At 63.3% G+C, this 13,809-nt stretch carries 14 protein-coding genes; 11 read left to right on the top strand and 3 right to left on the bottom strand.

Annotated features, from left to right (window positions below; translation table 11 throughout):
- Window positions 1-4: 4 nt before the first annotated feature.
- Together CEW87_RS19180 and acs are read right to left on the bottom strand one after the other, a co-directional pair.
- Window positions 5-202 (bottom strand): hypothetical protein, encoded by a 198-nt coding sequence (locus tag CEW87_RS19180; RefSeq protein ID WP_199917237.1) that lies wholly within the window; start codon window positions 200-202, stop codon window positions 5-7.
- A gap of 207 nt (window positions 203-409) precedes the next feature.
- The gene (acs, locus tag CEW87_RS19185; protein WP_108975590.1) at window positions 410-2,374 is read right to left on the bottom strand and encodes an acetate--CoA ligase; all 1,965 of its coding nucleotides are present in this window, start codon (window positions 2,372-2,374) and stop codon (window positions 410-412) included.
- A gap of 225 nt (window positions 2,375-2,599) precedes the next feature.
- Here acs and CEW87_RS19190 point away from each other — a divergent pair, with 225 nt between their 5' ends.
- On the top strand, window positions 2,600-4,135 hold the full coding sequence (locus CEW87_RS19190) for a fumarate hydratase (RefSeq protein WP_108975593.1): 1,536 nt from the start codon (window positions 2,600-2,602) through the stop codon (window positions 4,133-4,135).
- Window positions 4,136-4,223: 88 nt separating this feature from the next.
- Here CEW87_RS19190 and CEW87_RS19195 read toward each other — a convergent pair whose 3' ends face one another.
- Window positions 4,224-4,499, bottom strand: a complete 276-nt coding sequence (locus CEW87_RS19195; RefSeq protein ID WP_108975595.1) for a hypothetical protein — start codon at window positions 4,497-4,499, stop codon at window positions 4,224-4,226.
- Between the two features lie 238 nt (window positions 4,500-4,737).
- Between CEW87_RS19195 and CEW87_RS19200 the strand changes: the two genes are divergently transcribed.
- The 10 genes from CEW87_RS19200 to CEW87_RS19245 all read left to right on the top strand — a co-directional run bounded on the left by CEW87_RS19200 (window position 4,738) and on the right by CEW87_RS19245 (window position 13,804).
- Window positions 4,738-5,163 (top strand): c-type cytochrome, encoded by a 426-nt coding sequence (locus tag CEW87_RS19200; protein ID WP_108948636.1) that lies wholly within the window; start codon window positions 4,738-4,740, stop codon window positions 5,161-5,163.
- 46 nt (window positions 5,164-5,209) lie between these two features.
- A complete protein-coding gene (locus tag CEW87_RS19205; protein WP_108948637.1) occupies window positions 5,210-6,589 on the top strand; it encodes a cbb3-type cytochrome c oxidase subunit I in 1,380 nt (459 codons plus the stop codon).
- Between the two features lie 235 nt (window positions 6,590-6,824).
- Entirely contained in the window at window positions 6,825-7,295 is a 471-nt protein-coding gene (locus CEW87_RS19210) for a MarR family winged helix-turn-helix transcriptional regulator (protein WP_159098215.1), read from the top strand.
- A 46-nt stretch (window positions 7,296-7,341) separates the two neighbouring features.
- Window positions 7,342-8,553, top strand: a complete 1,212-nt coding sequence (locus tag CEW87_RS19215; RefSeq protein WP_199917062.1) for a multidrug effflux MFS transporter — start codon at window positions 7,342-7,344, stop codon at window positions 8,551-8,553.
- 177 nt (window positions 8,554-8,730) lie between these two features.
- On the top strand, window positions 8,731-9,336 hold the full coding sequence (locus CEW87_RS19220; RefSeq protein ID WP_108975599.1) for a cytochrome c oxidase subunit 3 family protein: 606 nt from the start codon (window positions 8,731-8,733) through the stop codon (window positions 9,334-9,336).
- Entirely contained in the window at window positions 9,323-9,622 is a 300-nt protein-coding gene (locus CEW87_RS19225; protein WP_108975601.1) for a cytochrome C oxidase subunit IV family protein, read from the top strand. Before CEW87_RS19220 ends, CEW87_RS19225 begins: the two co-directional genes overlap by 14 nt.
- Window positions 9,619-10,419, top strand: a complete 801-nt coding sequence (locus CEW87_RS19230) for a CbbQ/NirQ/NorQ/GpvN family protein (RefSeq protein ID WP_108975603.1) — start codon at window positions 9,619-9,621, stop codon at window positions 10,417-10,419. Before CEW87_RS19225 ends, CEW87_RS19230 begins: the two co-directional genes overlap by 4 nt.
- A gap of 24 nt (window positions 10,420-10,443) precedes the next feature.
- Entirely contained in the window at window positions 10,444-10,851 is a 408-nt protein-coding gene (locus tag CEW87_RS19235) for a hypothetical protein (protein WP_108948643.1), read from the top strand.
- Window positions 10,844-11,878 carry a 4Fe-4S binding protein gene (locus CEW87_RS19240; RefSeq protein ID WP_199917063.1) on the top strand — a complete coding sequence of 345 codons (1,035 nt, stop codon included), beginning with the start codon at window positions 10,844-10,846 and terminating at the stop codon, window positions 11,876-11,878. Before CEW87_RS19235 ends, CEW87_RS19240 begins: the two co-directional genes overlap by 8 nt.
- A gap of 3 nt (window positions 11,879-11,881) precedes the next feature.
- Window positions 11,882-13,804, top strand: a complete 1,923-nt coding sequence (locus tag CEW87_RS19245; RefSeq protein ID WP_108975607.1) for a nitric oxide reductase activation protein NorD — start codon at window positions 11,882-11,884, stop codon at window positions 13,802-13,804.
- The last annotated feature ends 5 nt before the right edge of the window (window positions 13,805-13,809 follow it).

The raw sequence follows: 13,809 nt of genomic DNA on the forward strand, positions 1-13,809 counted from the left end.
CCCCTCATCGGGAACCCCGCTCCGCAATCCAGGCCATGAGCGCAATCAGACCCGCCCATGCGACGAAAAGCGAGGCATGCAGCAGCGGCAGACCGAACACCAGAACGGGTCGGTCGAACAATGACATCAGCGGAAAATTGAACAGCAGAACGCCGACCAGAAAAACGGCGACCAGACGTTGCCCGGCAAGACCCTTGCGCATCATGTACCCCAATGATGACGGCGTTGCCCTGAGTATAGCGGAGCCGCGCTCCCGCTCTTAACGGCGGGATTCGCGGCTCACGACAAATATGGGGACGCATCTAGCGTGCGCCTTCCCTCTCCTCAACCGGGTCCGACTACGTGGCCGGACCTTCTCCTGTCGACTGTTACAGGCACCGGCGACACTGCCGCCGGCGCCGGGGGATGATCAGCCCTTGAGCTGTGACAGAATCCCCGGGTTCTCAAGCGTCGAGATATCCTGCGTGATCTCTTCGCCCTTGGCGAGCTGGCGCAGCAGACGGCGCATGATCTTGCCGGAACGGGTCTTCGGCAGGTTCTCACCGAAGCGGATGTCCTTCGGCTTGGCGATCGGTCCGATTTCGTGACCAACCCAGGTCTGCAGTTCCTTGATGACGGCCTTGGCTTCCTCGCCGGTCGGACGTGCGCCCTTGAGCACCACGAAGGCAACGATCGCCTCGCCGGTAAGGTCGTCCGGACGGCCGACGACTGCGGCTTCGGCAACTTTCTCGTGAGCAACCAGCGCGGATTCGATTTCCATCGTGCCCATGCGGTGACCGGAAACGTTCAGCACGTCATCGATACGGCCGGTGATGGTGAAGTAGCCCGTGTCCTTGTCGCGGATCGCGCCGTCGCCAGCCAGGTACAGCTTGCCCTGGAAGTCGGCCGGGTAGTAGGACTTGATGAAACGCTCGGGGTCGCCCCAGATGGTACGGATCATGGCCGGCCACGGACGCTTGACCACCAGGATGCCGCCCTGGCCCCAGGGCACTTCGGTGCCGGTCTCGTCGACCACTGCGGCCTGGATGCCCGGGAAGGGCAGCGTGCAGGAACCCGGCACCAGCGGGGTCGCGCCCGGCAGCGGGGTGATCATGTGGCCACCGGTCTCGGTCTGCCAGAAGGTATCGACGATCGGGCAACGGCCGCCACCGACGTTCTCGTAGTACCACTCCCATGCAGCCGGGTTGATCGGCTCACCCACCGAACCGAGGATGCGCAGGCTGCTCAGGTCGTAACGCTTGGGATGGACGGCTTCGTTGTTGTCTGCCGCCTTGATCAGCGAACGGATCGCGGTCGGAGCGGTGTAGAACACGGTAACCTTGTGGTCCTGGATCATCTTCCAGAAACGGCCGGCATCCGGGTAGGTCGGCACGCCTTCGAACACGATCTCGGTCGTGCCGCAGGCGAGCGGGCCGTAGGTGATGTAGGTGTGACCCGTGACCCAGCCGATATCGGCCGTACACCAGAAGACATCGTCAGGCTTGATGTCGAAGGTGTAGTTCATGGTCATGATGGCGTGCAGCAGGTAGCCGCCGGTGGAGTGCTGAACACCCTTCGGCTTGCCGGTCGAACCCGAGGTGTAGAGCAGGAACAGCGGATGCTCGGCACCCACCCACTCCGGTTCGCAGACGTCAGACTGACTGGCGACGGCTTCGTGATACCAGGTGTCGCGTCCAGCTTCCATGGCGCAATCGACGCCGGTGCGCTTGACCACGACGACGTTCTTGATCGTTTCGCAGCCACCGAGGCCGAGCGCTTCGTCGGCGATCGGCTTCAGCGGCAGTGCCTTGCCACCGCGGAACTGACCGTCGGAGGTAATCAGGGCAACAGCGCCAGCATCGTTGATACGGTCGCGCAGGGCCTGGGCGGAGAAGCCGCCGAACACGATGGAGTGCGTGGCGCCGATACGGGCGCAGGCCTGCATGGCGACGATGCCTTCGATCGACATCGGCAGATAGATGACGACGCGGTCACCCTTCTTGACGCCCATGCCGCGCAGGGCGTTACCAAACTTGGAAACGCGGGACAGCAGATCCTTGTAGGTGACACGGGTGACTTCACCGTTGTCAGCCTCGAAAATGATTGCGACCTTGTCGCCCAGACCCTTGTTCACATTGCGGTCGAGGCAGTTGTAGGAGACGTTCAGTTCGCCGTCGGCAAACCACTTGAAGAACGGCGCATTGCTCTCGTCAAGCACCTGGGTGAAAGGCTTCTTCCAGTCGAGCAGTTCGCGGGCATTGCGTGCCCAGAAGCCCTCGTAGTCGTCAGCCGCTTCCTTGACCAAGGCCTCGTAAGCTTCCATGCCGGAAACTGCAGCGTTTTTCTTGAATTCTTCCGTGGGGTTGTAAATGCGGACCTGTTGCTCGTTCGACATGCTGACCTCTCCTCAACTAATCAAAGATTTGACGCTGACCCAGACGGCGCGGCTGGTTATATCCAGCCTCTGATTCGATTTCATCCCTGCCGTGGAATGGACCGCATTTAATAACACCTATCTTACACAGGACTTACACCTTTGCGCGAACCCCCCGTCATCGCGGCGAGTGCTAGAATTTCGGGCTGCAACACCCCTTCGCTCAAGCCACTCCGGAGATCAAGCATGACCGTAATTCGCGAAGAAGACCTCATCCAGTCCGTCGCGGATGCTTTCCAGTACATCAGCTACTACCATCCGCTCGATTACATCAAGGCGCTCGGCGAGGCCTATGAGCGTGAGGAAAGCCCCGCAGCCAAGGACGCAATCGCCCAGATTCTGACCAACTCGCGCATGGCCGCCGAAGGACATCGCCCGATCTGCCAGGATACCGGCATTGGAATGGTCTTCCTCAAGGTAGGCATGAACGTCCGCTGGGACGATGCCACCATGAGTCTGCAGGAGATGATCAACGAAGGCGTGCGCCGCGCCTATGCCAATCCGGACAACCCCCTGCGCGCATCCGTGCTGGCCGACCCGGCCGGTGCGCGTCGCAATACCAAGGACAACACCCCCGCGGTGGTCCATTTCGAGATCGTACCCGGCGACCACGTCGAAGTCATCTGCGCGGCCAAGGGTGGCGGTTCCGAGGCGAAGTCGAAGTTCGCCATGCTCAACCCGTCCGACGACCTCGTCGAGTGGGTGCTCAAGATGATCCCGCAGATGGGCGCTGGCTGGTGCCCGCCCGGCATCATCGGTATCGGCATTGGTGGCACACCCGAAAAAGCGATGCTGCTAGCCAAGGAATCCATCATGGCACCGGTGGACATCCACGAACTCAAGGAAAAGGCCGCCTCTGGCGCGAAGCTCACCCGCGCCGAAGAACTGCGCCTTGAGTTGCTCGAAAAGATCAATGCGCTCGGCGTTGGCGCACAAGGCCTGGGCGGCCTGACCACGGTGCTTGACGTCAAGGTGCTGGACTACCCCTGTCACGCGGCCAACCTGCCGGTGGCACTGGTGCCGAACTGTGCTGCAACGCGCCACTGCCACTTCCACCTCGACGGCAGCGGCCCCGCAAAGATCGAGCCGCCGCGCCTCGAAGACTGGCCGGATGTCACCTGGACGCCCGACCTCAAGACCGCCATCCGCGTCAATCTCGACACGCTGACCAAGGAAGAGGTCGCGTCCTGGAAGCCGGGTCAGAAGCTGCTGCTCAACGGCAAGATGCTCACTGGCCGTGATGCGGCGCACAAGCGTATCCAGGACATGCTGTCCAAGGGTGAAAAGCTTCCGGTGGACTTCACCAACCGCGTCATCTACTACGTTGGCCCGGTCGATCCGGTCCGTGACGAGGTCGTCGGCCCCGCCGGCCCGACCACCGCCACCCGCATGGACAAGTTCACCCGCATGATGCTCGAGCAGACCGGACTGATTTCCATGATCGGAAAATCAGAGCGCGGCCCCGTCGCAATTGAGGCGATCAAGGACAACAAGTCTGCCTATCTGATGGCGGTTGGCGGCGCAGCCTATCTTGTTGCCAAGGCCATCAAGGCGGCCAAGGTCGTCGGCTTCGAAGACCTCGGCATGGAGGCCATCTACGAGTTCGACGTTCAGGACATGCCGGTTACGGTTGCTGTCGATTCCAGCGGCACCAGCGTGCATGAAACCGGCCCGAAGGAATGGCAGGCAAAGATTGGCAAGATTCCGGTCAAGGTCGCCTGATCCGGTAAGTGCTCAGCAAAAAGCCCGACCAGAAATGGCCGGGCTTTTTTTGCGCCTGCTTGTTCGGACCAGCCGAACGTGAAACGAATCAGTGCAGCGTCGCCTCAGGTTCGGCACCGACAGGCACAGCAGACGTCCTGTCCCAGAGGTACTTGTCGCCGAGTGCCATCAGCCGGCGCAATGCAGTGGGCGTGACCAGACAGCGCTCGAAGCAGTCGATGCTCGGGTCAAACGTGCCCAGCACCACCCCAAGCGACATCAGCTCTTCACGATCGGATGCGATCGCAAAAATGTCGACCAGCATTGCGCGGTCGTCTTCGCTCGCCCGCGACGGGGATGACAGAAAAGGGGACATCAGATTCACGATGGAACTCCTGCGCTTGCCAGAACACGCCAATACGGCGATATATGGTGAAAGCATCCCATATTGCAAGGGCGTAAACAAGGAACAAAGTCACACTGAATATGCCTTGCCGGAATCACCGCCTGTCCGTTCTTGATTCAGATCATGGAGCACTGGTTCCTGGAAAACCAGAATCCGCTTCACCCAATGGTCACCTTTCATCTTCCGGACATAACGAGACAATCATGAGGAGCACTCCATGAGCGGCATTTTCACCAAGGCAATGGCGCGCAATATCTTCTACGGGGGCACGGTTTTCTTCTTCCTGCTGTTCCTCGCGCTAACCTTCGACACCGAGAAAACCCTTCCCAAACGTGACAACCGCGAGAACCTCACCGCGGAAGTGATCGCAGGCAAGAAGATCTGGGAAACGCGCAACTGCATCGGCTGCCACACCTTGCTCGGTGAAGGCGCCTACTTCGCCCCGGAACTCGGAAACGTCTATACCCGCCGTGGCCCCGAGTTCATCAAGGCCTGGATCCAGTCGCAGCCGACGGGCGCCCCCGGTCGCCGTCAGATGCCGAACTTCCACCTCAGCGACGAGGAGCTCGATCACCTGGTCGCCTTCCTGAAGTACAGCTCCGAGATCAACACCGCCAACTGGCCGCCCAACATCGAGGGCTGAGTCGGTTCACGACGCATTTCTCGACAGGATTCAAGGGGATATACAGATGCAATACAAATCACAAGCGGTCGCGATGCCGTACTTCATCGCGGCGATCGGCCTGTTCATCGGGCAGATCGTCTTCGGCCTGATCATGGGCCTTCAATACGTGATCGGCGACTTTCTGTTTCCGGAAATTCCGTTCAACGTTGCACGCATGGTGCACACCAACCTGCTGATCGTGTGGCTGCTGTTCGGCTTCATGGGTGCGGCCTACTACATGGTGCCGGAGGAGTCCGAAACCGAGCTGTGGAGCCCGAAACTGGCCTTGGGGCTGTTCTGGATCTTCCTCGCCGCCGGTGCGCTGACCATTCTCGGCTACCTGTTCGTGCCCTACGCGACGCTGGCCGAGATGACCGGAAACGACCTGCTCGCGACCATGGGCCGCGAGTTCCTCGAGCAGCCGCTGCCGACCAAGCTCGGCATCGTCGTGGTCGCGCTGGCCTTCCTGTTCAACATCACCATGACCATGCTCAAGGGCCGCAAGACCGCGATCAGCATGGTGCTGCTGCTCGGTCTGTGGGGTCTGGCGATCTTCTTCCTGTTCTCCTTCGTCAACCCGCACAACCTGGTACGCGACAAGTTCTACTGGTGGTGGGTGGTGCACCTCTGGGTGGAAGGCGTATGGGAACTGATCCTCGGCGCACTGCTGGCCTTCGTGCTGATCAAGGTGACCGGTGTCGACCGTGAGGTCATCGAGAAGTGGCTGTACGTCATCATCACCATGACCCTGGTCACCGGCATCATCGGTACCGGCCACCACTACTACTGGATCGGCGCACCGGAGTACTGGCAGTGGTGGGGTTCGATCTTCTCCGCGCTGGAGCCGATCCCCTTCTTCGCCATGACCGTTTTCGCCTTCAACATGGTCAATCGCCGTCGTCGCGAGCATCCGAACAAGGCCGCCGTGCTGTGGGCACTGGGAACCGGCGTGATGGCTTTCCTCGGAGCCGGCGTATGGGGCTTCCTGCACACGCTCGCCCCGGTGAACTTCTACACCCACGGCACGCAGATCACCGCCGCCCACGGTCACATGGCCTTCTACGGCGCCTACGTGATGGTGGTTCTGTGTCTGATCAGCTACGCCATGCCGATTCTGCGCGGTCGCGCCGCGAACTCGAACAAGGCGCAGGTGCTGGAGATGTGGAGCTTCTGGCTGATGACGATCGCCATGGTCTTCATCACCCTGTTCCTGACTGCCGCCGGCATCCTCCAGGTGTGGCTGCAACGGGTGTCGGATACACCGATGTCCTTCATGGCTGCGCAGGACCAGGTGTCGCTGTTCTACTGGATGCGTGAAGGCGCAGGGGTAATGTTCTTCATCGGACTGGTGGTCTATGTGATCAGCTTCTTCGTCAAGGGCGAACCCAGAACGGTAAACAGCTAATACAGGATGTCTCTCCGATGTCGTCCTGCTTGATCGGACGAGGAGTTGAGGGGTGGCGAAAGCCACCCTTTTTTTGTTCCCTTCAAACGATCGCACGAGGTGCGAAGATGCGCCGCACCAGTAACTGGCGCCCACTGCGAAGGTTCGGCTCGAACCGCAAACTTGCTTGCTAGAAAGCATTCTAAAAACTATACTGCGACGCATGAGCCCACGATGCCGAACCCGCTGCGAAGACATGCTGCGCATGACTGCCGAGAGTTTTCCCGAGATCAACACCCCGGGCATGCGTTTCATCGCGCGCGTTTTTCGTCTGCGCGACCTGATCTACGAGAACGCCCAGCGCGAAATGAGCCGATTCGAACTCTCGCCGGTCGAGTACTCGGTGCTCGCCACCCTGCGCAAAACCCCTTCGCCCCATGCGCTTCGCCCCTCGGACATCTACAAGGGCATGCTGATCACCTCGGGCGGACTCGCCAAGGTGCTCAAGTGCCTGGAGCAACGAGATCTTGTCCTGCGTGAGGACGACAGCTCCGATCGTCGCGGCTCGCGCGTCCGCCTGACCCCGGCGGGGATCGAACTCATCGAAGCCGCACTTAAGACGGTCATCGGTAGCGACATCGCCATGCTCCAGCGGGTCGCCAGCCCGGAACAACTCGACGCGCTCGCAGAAGCGCTGCAACCCTTCACAGAGAACCTCGACCTATGACGCATGAAACCCCTGCGCCCGCCCGCCCCGGGGCCGGGAGGCGCACATGAACCGCGCCGATCGCAGCCCGATGGGCTTTACCGAATTTGTCGGCTTCATTGCCGCCTGCATGGCGCTCAACGCCCTCGCCATCGACGTGATGCTGCCCGCCCTGCCCATGCTTCACGCCGACTTCAGCCTGACCGATCCGAACCAGGCACAGGCCGTGATTGGGGTGTATCTGCTGGGCATGGGCGCATCGCAGCTTGTGTACGGCCCCTTATCCGACCGTTACGGCCGCCGCCCGGTGCTCATTGGCGGTCTGATCGTGTTCGCCGTGGCCGGGATGCTTTCGTCCCTGACTGACAGTTTCGCCACCTTGCTCGCAGCCCGCCTGCTGCAGGGGGTCGGGGCCGGTGCGCCGCGCGTCATCGCCGTGTCGCTGGCCCGTGACAAGTACTCCGGCGCCCAGATGGGCAAGGTCATGTCGCTGGCGATGATGGTCTTCATGGCCGTGCCGATTCTCGCGCCTTCGATGGGACAGCTGATCCTGCTGGTCGCACCCTGGCGCTGGGCCTTTGGCGCGCTGGTCATTGCCGGCGCTGCCGTCCTGACCTGGACCCTGCTGCGGCTGCAGGAATCCCTGCCCGAGGAGCACAGGCGTGCCATCTCGCCGCGTGCAATCTTTGGCGCCTACCGCATCACCCTCACCACGCGGACCTCGGTGGGCTACATGCTGGCGCTCGGGCTGGTCGTGGGCGGGCACATGAGCTTCATCACCTCCGCGCAACAGATCTTTGTCGATGTGTTCGATGTCGGGCGCAGCTTCACCCTGCTGTTTGCCGCAGTCGCGGTAGCGATGGCGGTGGCGGCGTTCACCAATTCGAGGCTGGTGCACCGCTTCGGCATGCGCCGACTGTCACTGACAGGCCTGGTGACGCTCATCGTGTTGAACGTGATCCACCTCGGACTCGCACTGAGCGGCAATGAAACCCTGCTCGCCTTCATGCTGCTGCAGGGCGGCAGCGTGTTCGTGTTCGGTTTTCTGGCCTCCAACCTGAACACCCTGGCGATGGAGCCACTTGGCCATGTCGCGGGCACCGCATCGTCGATGATCGGCTTTTTCAGCACGGTGACGGGCGCGCTCATCGGCCTCATGGTGGGGCATCTGTTCAATGGCAGCGTATCGCCCCTGGTCGGCGCCTACGTGGTACTCGGGTCCCTGGCGCTGGTGACGGTGTATTACACGGAGCGACCGGCCCCGACCCTCGCGGCCTGAGTCCCACACCACTCCGTTTCAGACTCGACCCGGAAGCCCCGCCGCCCGCAAGGCAGGTGGGGCTTCTGCCATTTCGCCTCAGCGGAGGGGTGGCGCCTGCTCACGCGTGGTCGAGCGCCGGGTGCAACTTGTCCGGAATCAAGGCCGGCGACGCCATGCTTTCCTAGACTGCCGGCTATGAACACGCCCGGTCTTGCTTCCTCCCTGCCCGATCACGGCCCGGCCGCCGAACAACGACTTGCCGGCGATCTGGCGATCTGGATTTTCATCCTCGCCGAACTACTGGCTTTCGGTGTGTTCTTCGCCGCCTACGCCTTCACCCGCGCCAACCACATCGAGCTGTTCGATGCCGAACAGCAGGCGCTGCACCGTGGGGCCGGCGCACTCAACACCGTGCTGCTGCTGACCGCGAGCTACTTCGTGGTGCGCGCGGTGCAGGCGGCCGAACAGCGGGCCTCAGCGCTGTCCGCACGCTGGTTGCTGGGTGCAATTGCCTGCGGCAGCGGCTTTGTCGTCGTCAAGCTGACCGAATACTCGGCCGCGTTCGAACAGGGCATCAGCCTGTCGAGCAGCCCCTTTCACATGTTCTACCTGTCACTCACCTTCTTCCACTTCATGCACGTCATCCTCGGCATGGTGATTCTTGCCGCGCTGTGGCAGGGCGCGCGCAAGGGTCGCTACCAGCCTGGCGACATGAACGGTCTCGAAACCGGCGCGGCCTACTGGCACATGGTGGATCTGGTGTGGCTCATCCTGTTCCCGCTCGTCTATGTCATCCACTGAACACAGCCCGGCCGTCATGCACGGCACACCGCGTCGAGCCACCCTGCTGTGGGCGGCACTGATCGTCGCCACCCTGCTCACCTGGTGGGTAGGCGAAGGCGGTGCTGCCGGCCCGGCCATCGTGGCATTACTGGCAACGATCTCGATCATCAAGGGCAGCATCGTCATCCTCGACTTTATGGCCTTGCGCCATGCGCCGCTGATGTGGCGCCTGATCACCCTCGGCTGGATCACCCTCGTCTGGGTTCTGATCGGCCTTGCCTACTGGAAGGGACTTTACCAATGAAGCTCGAAACGCCAAATCTCGACAACCCGTTCTATCAGCCGGCAGGCAACGAGGTGGATGTCTTCGAGCAGGCCTGGAAGAACCGCCTGCCGTTGCTGATCAAGGGCCCGACCGGTTGCGGCAAGACCCGCTTCGTCGCGCATATGGCGGCACGCCTTGGCTTGCCGCTCTACACCGTGGCCTGCCACGACGATCTCACCGCCGCCGACCTGGTCGGCCGCCACCTGATCGGCGATGGCAAGACCGTCTGGTGCGACGGCCCGCTGACCCGCGCCGTGCGCGAGGGCGGCATCTGCTATCTGGACGAGGTGGTCGAGGCGCGCAAGGACACCACCGTGGTGCTGCATCCGCTTGCCGACGACCGCCGCATCCTGCCGATCGACCGCACCGGCGAACTGCTGCAGGCGCCCCCCTCCTTCATGCTGGTGGTGTCCTACAACCCCGGCTACCAGAACCTGCTCAAGGGCATGAAACCCTCCACCCGCCAGCGCTTCGTCAGCCTGCGCTTCGACTTCCCCGCCCCGGCGCAGGAAGAAGCCATCCTGATCGGTGAAACCGCCTGCGCCCCCGACCTCGCCCGGCGTCTGGTCGGCATTGCCGGTGCCCTGCGCGCGCTCAAGGATCGCGACCTCGAGGAGGCCGCGAGCACCCGTCTGCTGATCTATGCCGCGCTCCTGATCAAGGAGGGGATGGACCCGGTCGCAGCCTGCCGCTCAGCCATTGTCGAAAGCCTCACCGACGACGTCGAAACGGTCGAAGCGCTGATGGAAGTGGTTGCCGCCACTTTCGGCCGCTGATCGCGGCCGCGGGCAGAACAGCACATGGCCATCGAACGCAGTGATCCGCTCAAGAATCTGATGCCGGGACCGCCCATCGCGGTCGCCGCCGAGGCCTTGTTCATCATCAACCTGATGTTGCTGCCGGGCATCGCCTTCATTGCGCTGGTGGTGATGTGGGTGATGCATGGCAAGCACCCCGACCCACTGGTGCGCAACCACCTGCGTCAGACGGTGGTGACCTGCTTGTGGGGCGGTAGCTTGCTGGTGTCGATCAGCGTAGGCATCTTTCTGCTGGGTGGCTTCGACAACCCCTGGTCGTGGGTGATCGGGGTGCTGTACTTCACGCTCTTTCACGCAGGGCTGATCCTGCTGGGCGTGATGGGCCTGGTACGCGCAATCAATGGTCGCACCTGGCGCTACCCGGTATTCGGCCCCCGCCGCGATGACTGAGCCCGTCGCGATGTCTGCCGCACCTGCCCGCGCCAAGGGCAAGTCTGCGCGCGTCATCCCGATTGCGGTCGAGGGTCGCACGCCGCCGCGCGCGCTGCAGCGCCGGCGTCTGCTGTTTCAGGTGGGCTTTTTCCTGCTTTTCATCCTGGCACCGGTGTTCGACCTGTTCCGCTACGATCTCGACGCCGGCCACGCCTGGCTGCTCGGCTTCGAATGGCGTCTCGGGCTCGACGACTTCCTGGCCGGGCGCATCGGTGCGCTCGAAGCGGGTGGAAACGTTCTGCTGCGTCTGTTCGTGCCGATTTTTGTCGGTGCGGGCGCCTTCCTATATGTCGCGTGGCGCTGGGGGCGGCTTTACTGCGGCTGGCTGTGCCCGCACTTCTCGGTGGTCGAGACCATCAACACGCTGATGCTGCGCGCTTCGGGCAAGCCCAGCGTATGGGAAAAGGCGCCCATCACACCGTGGTTGCCCGCTGGCGGCAAACGCAAACCGGATGCGCGCTGGTGGGGCCTGGTCGTGCCCGCGGCAATCGCCTTCGCCTTCACTTGGGCCGTGGTCTTCCTGACCTATCTGCTACCGCCGGGCGAAGTCTATGGAAACCTCATCCACGGCGCGCTCACGCGAAACCAGACGATTTTCATCCTCGCCGCCACCACGGTGCTGTCGATGGAGTTTCTGTTCGCACGCCATCTGTTCTGCCGCTACGCCTGCGCGGTCGGGCTGTTCCAGAGCCTGGCATGGATGAGCAACCCGAAGGCAATGGTGGTCGGCTTCCTGCGCGCCCGGGCAAGCGACTGCAGCACCTGTCTGCCCGAAAAGCAGTCGGCCTGCGATGCGGTATGCCCCATGCGGCTCACGCCGCGCAATATCAAGCGCCACATGTTTACCTGCACCCAGTGTGCGCAATGCGTCGATGCCTGCGGCGAAACCCAGGCCGACAACCCGGACGGTCCCTTGCTGCACTGGGTCAGTGACGAGGCCGCGAGGCAGAACGAAGCCGGTTTTCGCGCCGGCAGGGAGCGCTAGGCCATGGAAGAAGTCGTCGGCAAACTCTGGCACCGGCTCGTGACCCGCGCCGCCGGCGGCAGTTTCCCGGAAGCCGCGGTGACCCTCAAGGAAACCGGGCGCTCGGTGGGCGTGCTGTTTCGCGCGCTCGGCGGCGACGGTGGCCTGCGCGTTGCAGCATCTGCCGCGGATACGCACGGCGCACGCCGCAGCTGGCTGGCGCGCCTTGCGGGCAGTGGCGAGAAACTGGCGCGCGCGAGCATGGACGAAAACACCCTGCGCCTGCCGCCGCAGATCGACGCCTTTGCCGAACGCGACCTGAACCGTGAGCTCTACCTGTGGCTGTCGGCGCTTGCCGCCGCCCACGCCGAAATGGCGCAGATGCCGCCCGACGATGCGGGAAGCGCCAGCCAGTGTCACGCCGGGCACAGTCAGGAAACGCGCGAGTTGCTGCTCAACCAGCGCGCCGTGCGGCACACGCTGGCACGCTGGCCGGGCCTCGTTCCGCGCTACCGGCGCCTGGCCGCGGCCACACTTGCGCAGCGCCCCGACCCGGCAAAGCTGCCGCCATCCGAAGGCGAACGCGAGCGCGCGCTGCGCCGTGCCATCGAGGACCCGGGCAGCGTGAGCGCGCTTCCGCCGGTTGAGGCCGACGCACCTTCGGCACAACCGGTGCTGCTGTGGCTGACGCTGCCCGCCGCACGGGCGCCCGAGCCCGCACGCAGTACCGGCCAGGACGGCAAACAGGGCGAGACTCCACCGGGCGGATCGGGCAAGCCCGACGAGACCGAGCACACTGCGCACAAGGCCGAACGGGTCGATGCACCGCCCGAGAAGCACGGTCTGCTGATGTTCTTCCGCGCCGAAAGCCTGCTGTCGGTGGCGGAGTTCATCAAGGTCAATCGCAGCGAAGACGACGACCCCGATCCCAATGCGGCCGCTGCTGCCGCCAATCTCGATCAGCTGTCACTGACGCGCGACGGCGAACGCACCGCGTCGAAAGTGCGTTTCGACCTCGACCTGCCCTCTGCAGCCGAGGACGACGTCGTGCTTGGCGCAGGCATCCCCTTGCCGGAATGGGATTACCGCAAGAGCCGTCTGCTGGAGGATCACGTGCGCCTGCTCGAGATGGCCGCCGCTGCCGACGATCCGCGCGCAGCCCCGGTGCCGCTGCCCGATCGCCTGCGCCGCACCGCACGCCGGCTGCACCAGCAGTTCTCGATGCTGCAGCCCGGACGGCGCTGGATCAAGGGCCAGGTTGACGGCAGCGAACTCGACATCGACGCCGTCGTGCGTTCATCCACCGACCGCGCCTGCGGCAGACAGGGCAGCGACCTGCTGTGGCTGACGCTGGAAAAACGCGAGCGCGACCTCGCCTGTCTGGCGCTTGCAGACCTGTCGCTCTCCACCGACACCTGGATCTCGAGCGAAGCCCGCGTCATCGACGTCATCCGCGACAGCCTGCTGCTGTTCGGCGAAGCCTTGTCGGCCACCGGCGACCGCTTTGCGCTGTGCGGCTTCTCCTCGGTGAAGCGCAACAACGTGCGCTTCCACCACCTGAAGCGTTTCGACGACCGCTTCGACGACCGCATCCGCGGCCGCATCTCCGCCATCAAGCCCGGCTATTACACCCGGCTCGGAGCCGCCATCCGCCATGCGACCAGCCTGCTCGACGGCCAGCGTGCCAGCCGCCGCATCCTGCTCATCCTGTCGGACGGCAAGCCGAACGACCTCGACCTTTACGACGGTCGCTACGGCATCGAAGACACGCGGATGGCGGTGATCGAGGCCCGCCTGCGCGGCGTGGTGCCGTTCTGCGTCACCATCGACCGCGAGGGTGCGGCCTACCTGCCCCACCTGTTCGGCCCCGCCGGCTTCGCGGTGATCCGCAAACCGGAAGAACTCCCGGCCCGCCTGCCGATGTTCTACGCCCAGCTCACGAGGTAATTGTG

Source organism: Parazoarcus communis (genome assembly GCF_003111665.1).
GTDB classification, from domain to species: Bacteria; Pseudomonadota; Gammaproteobacteria; order Burkholderiales; family Rhodocyclaceae; genus Parazoarcus; species Parazoarcus communis_B.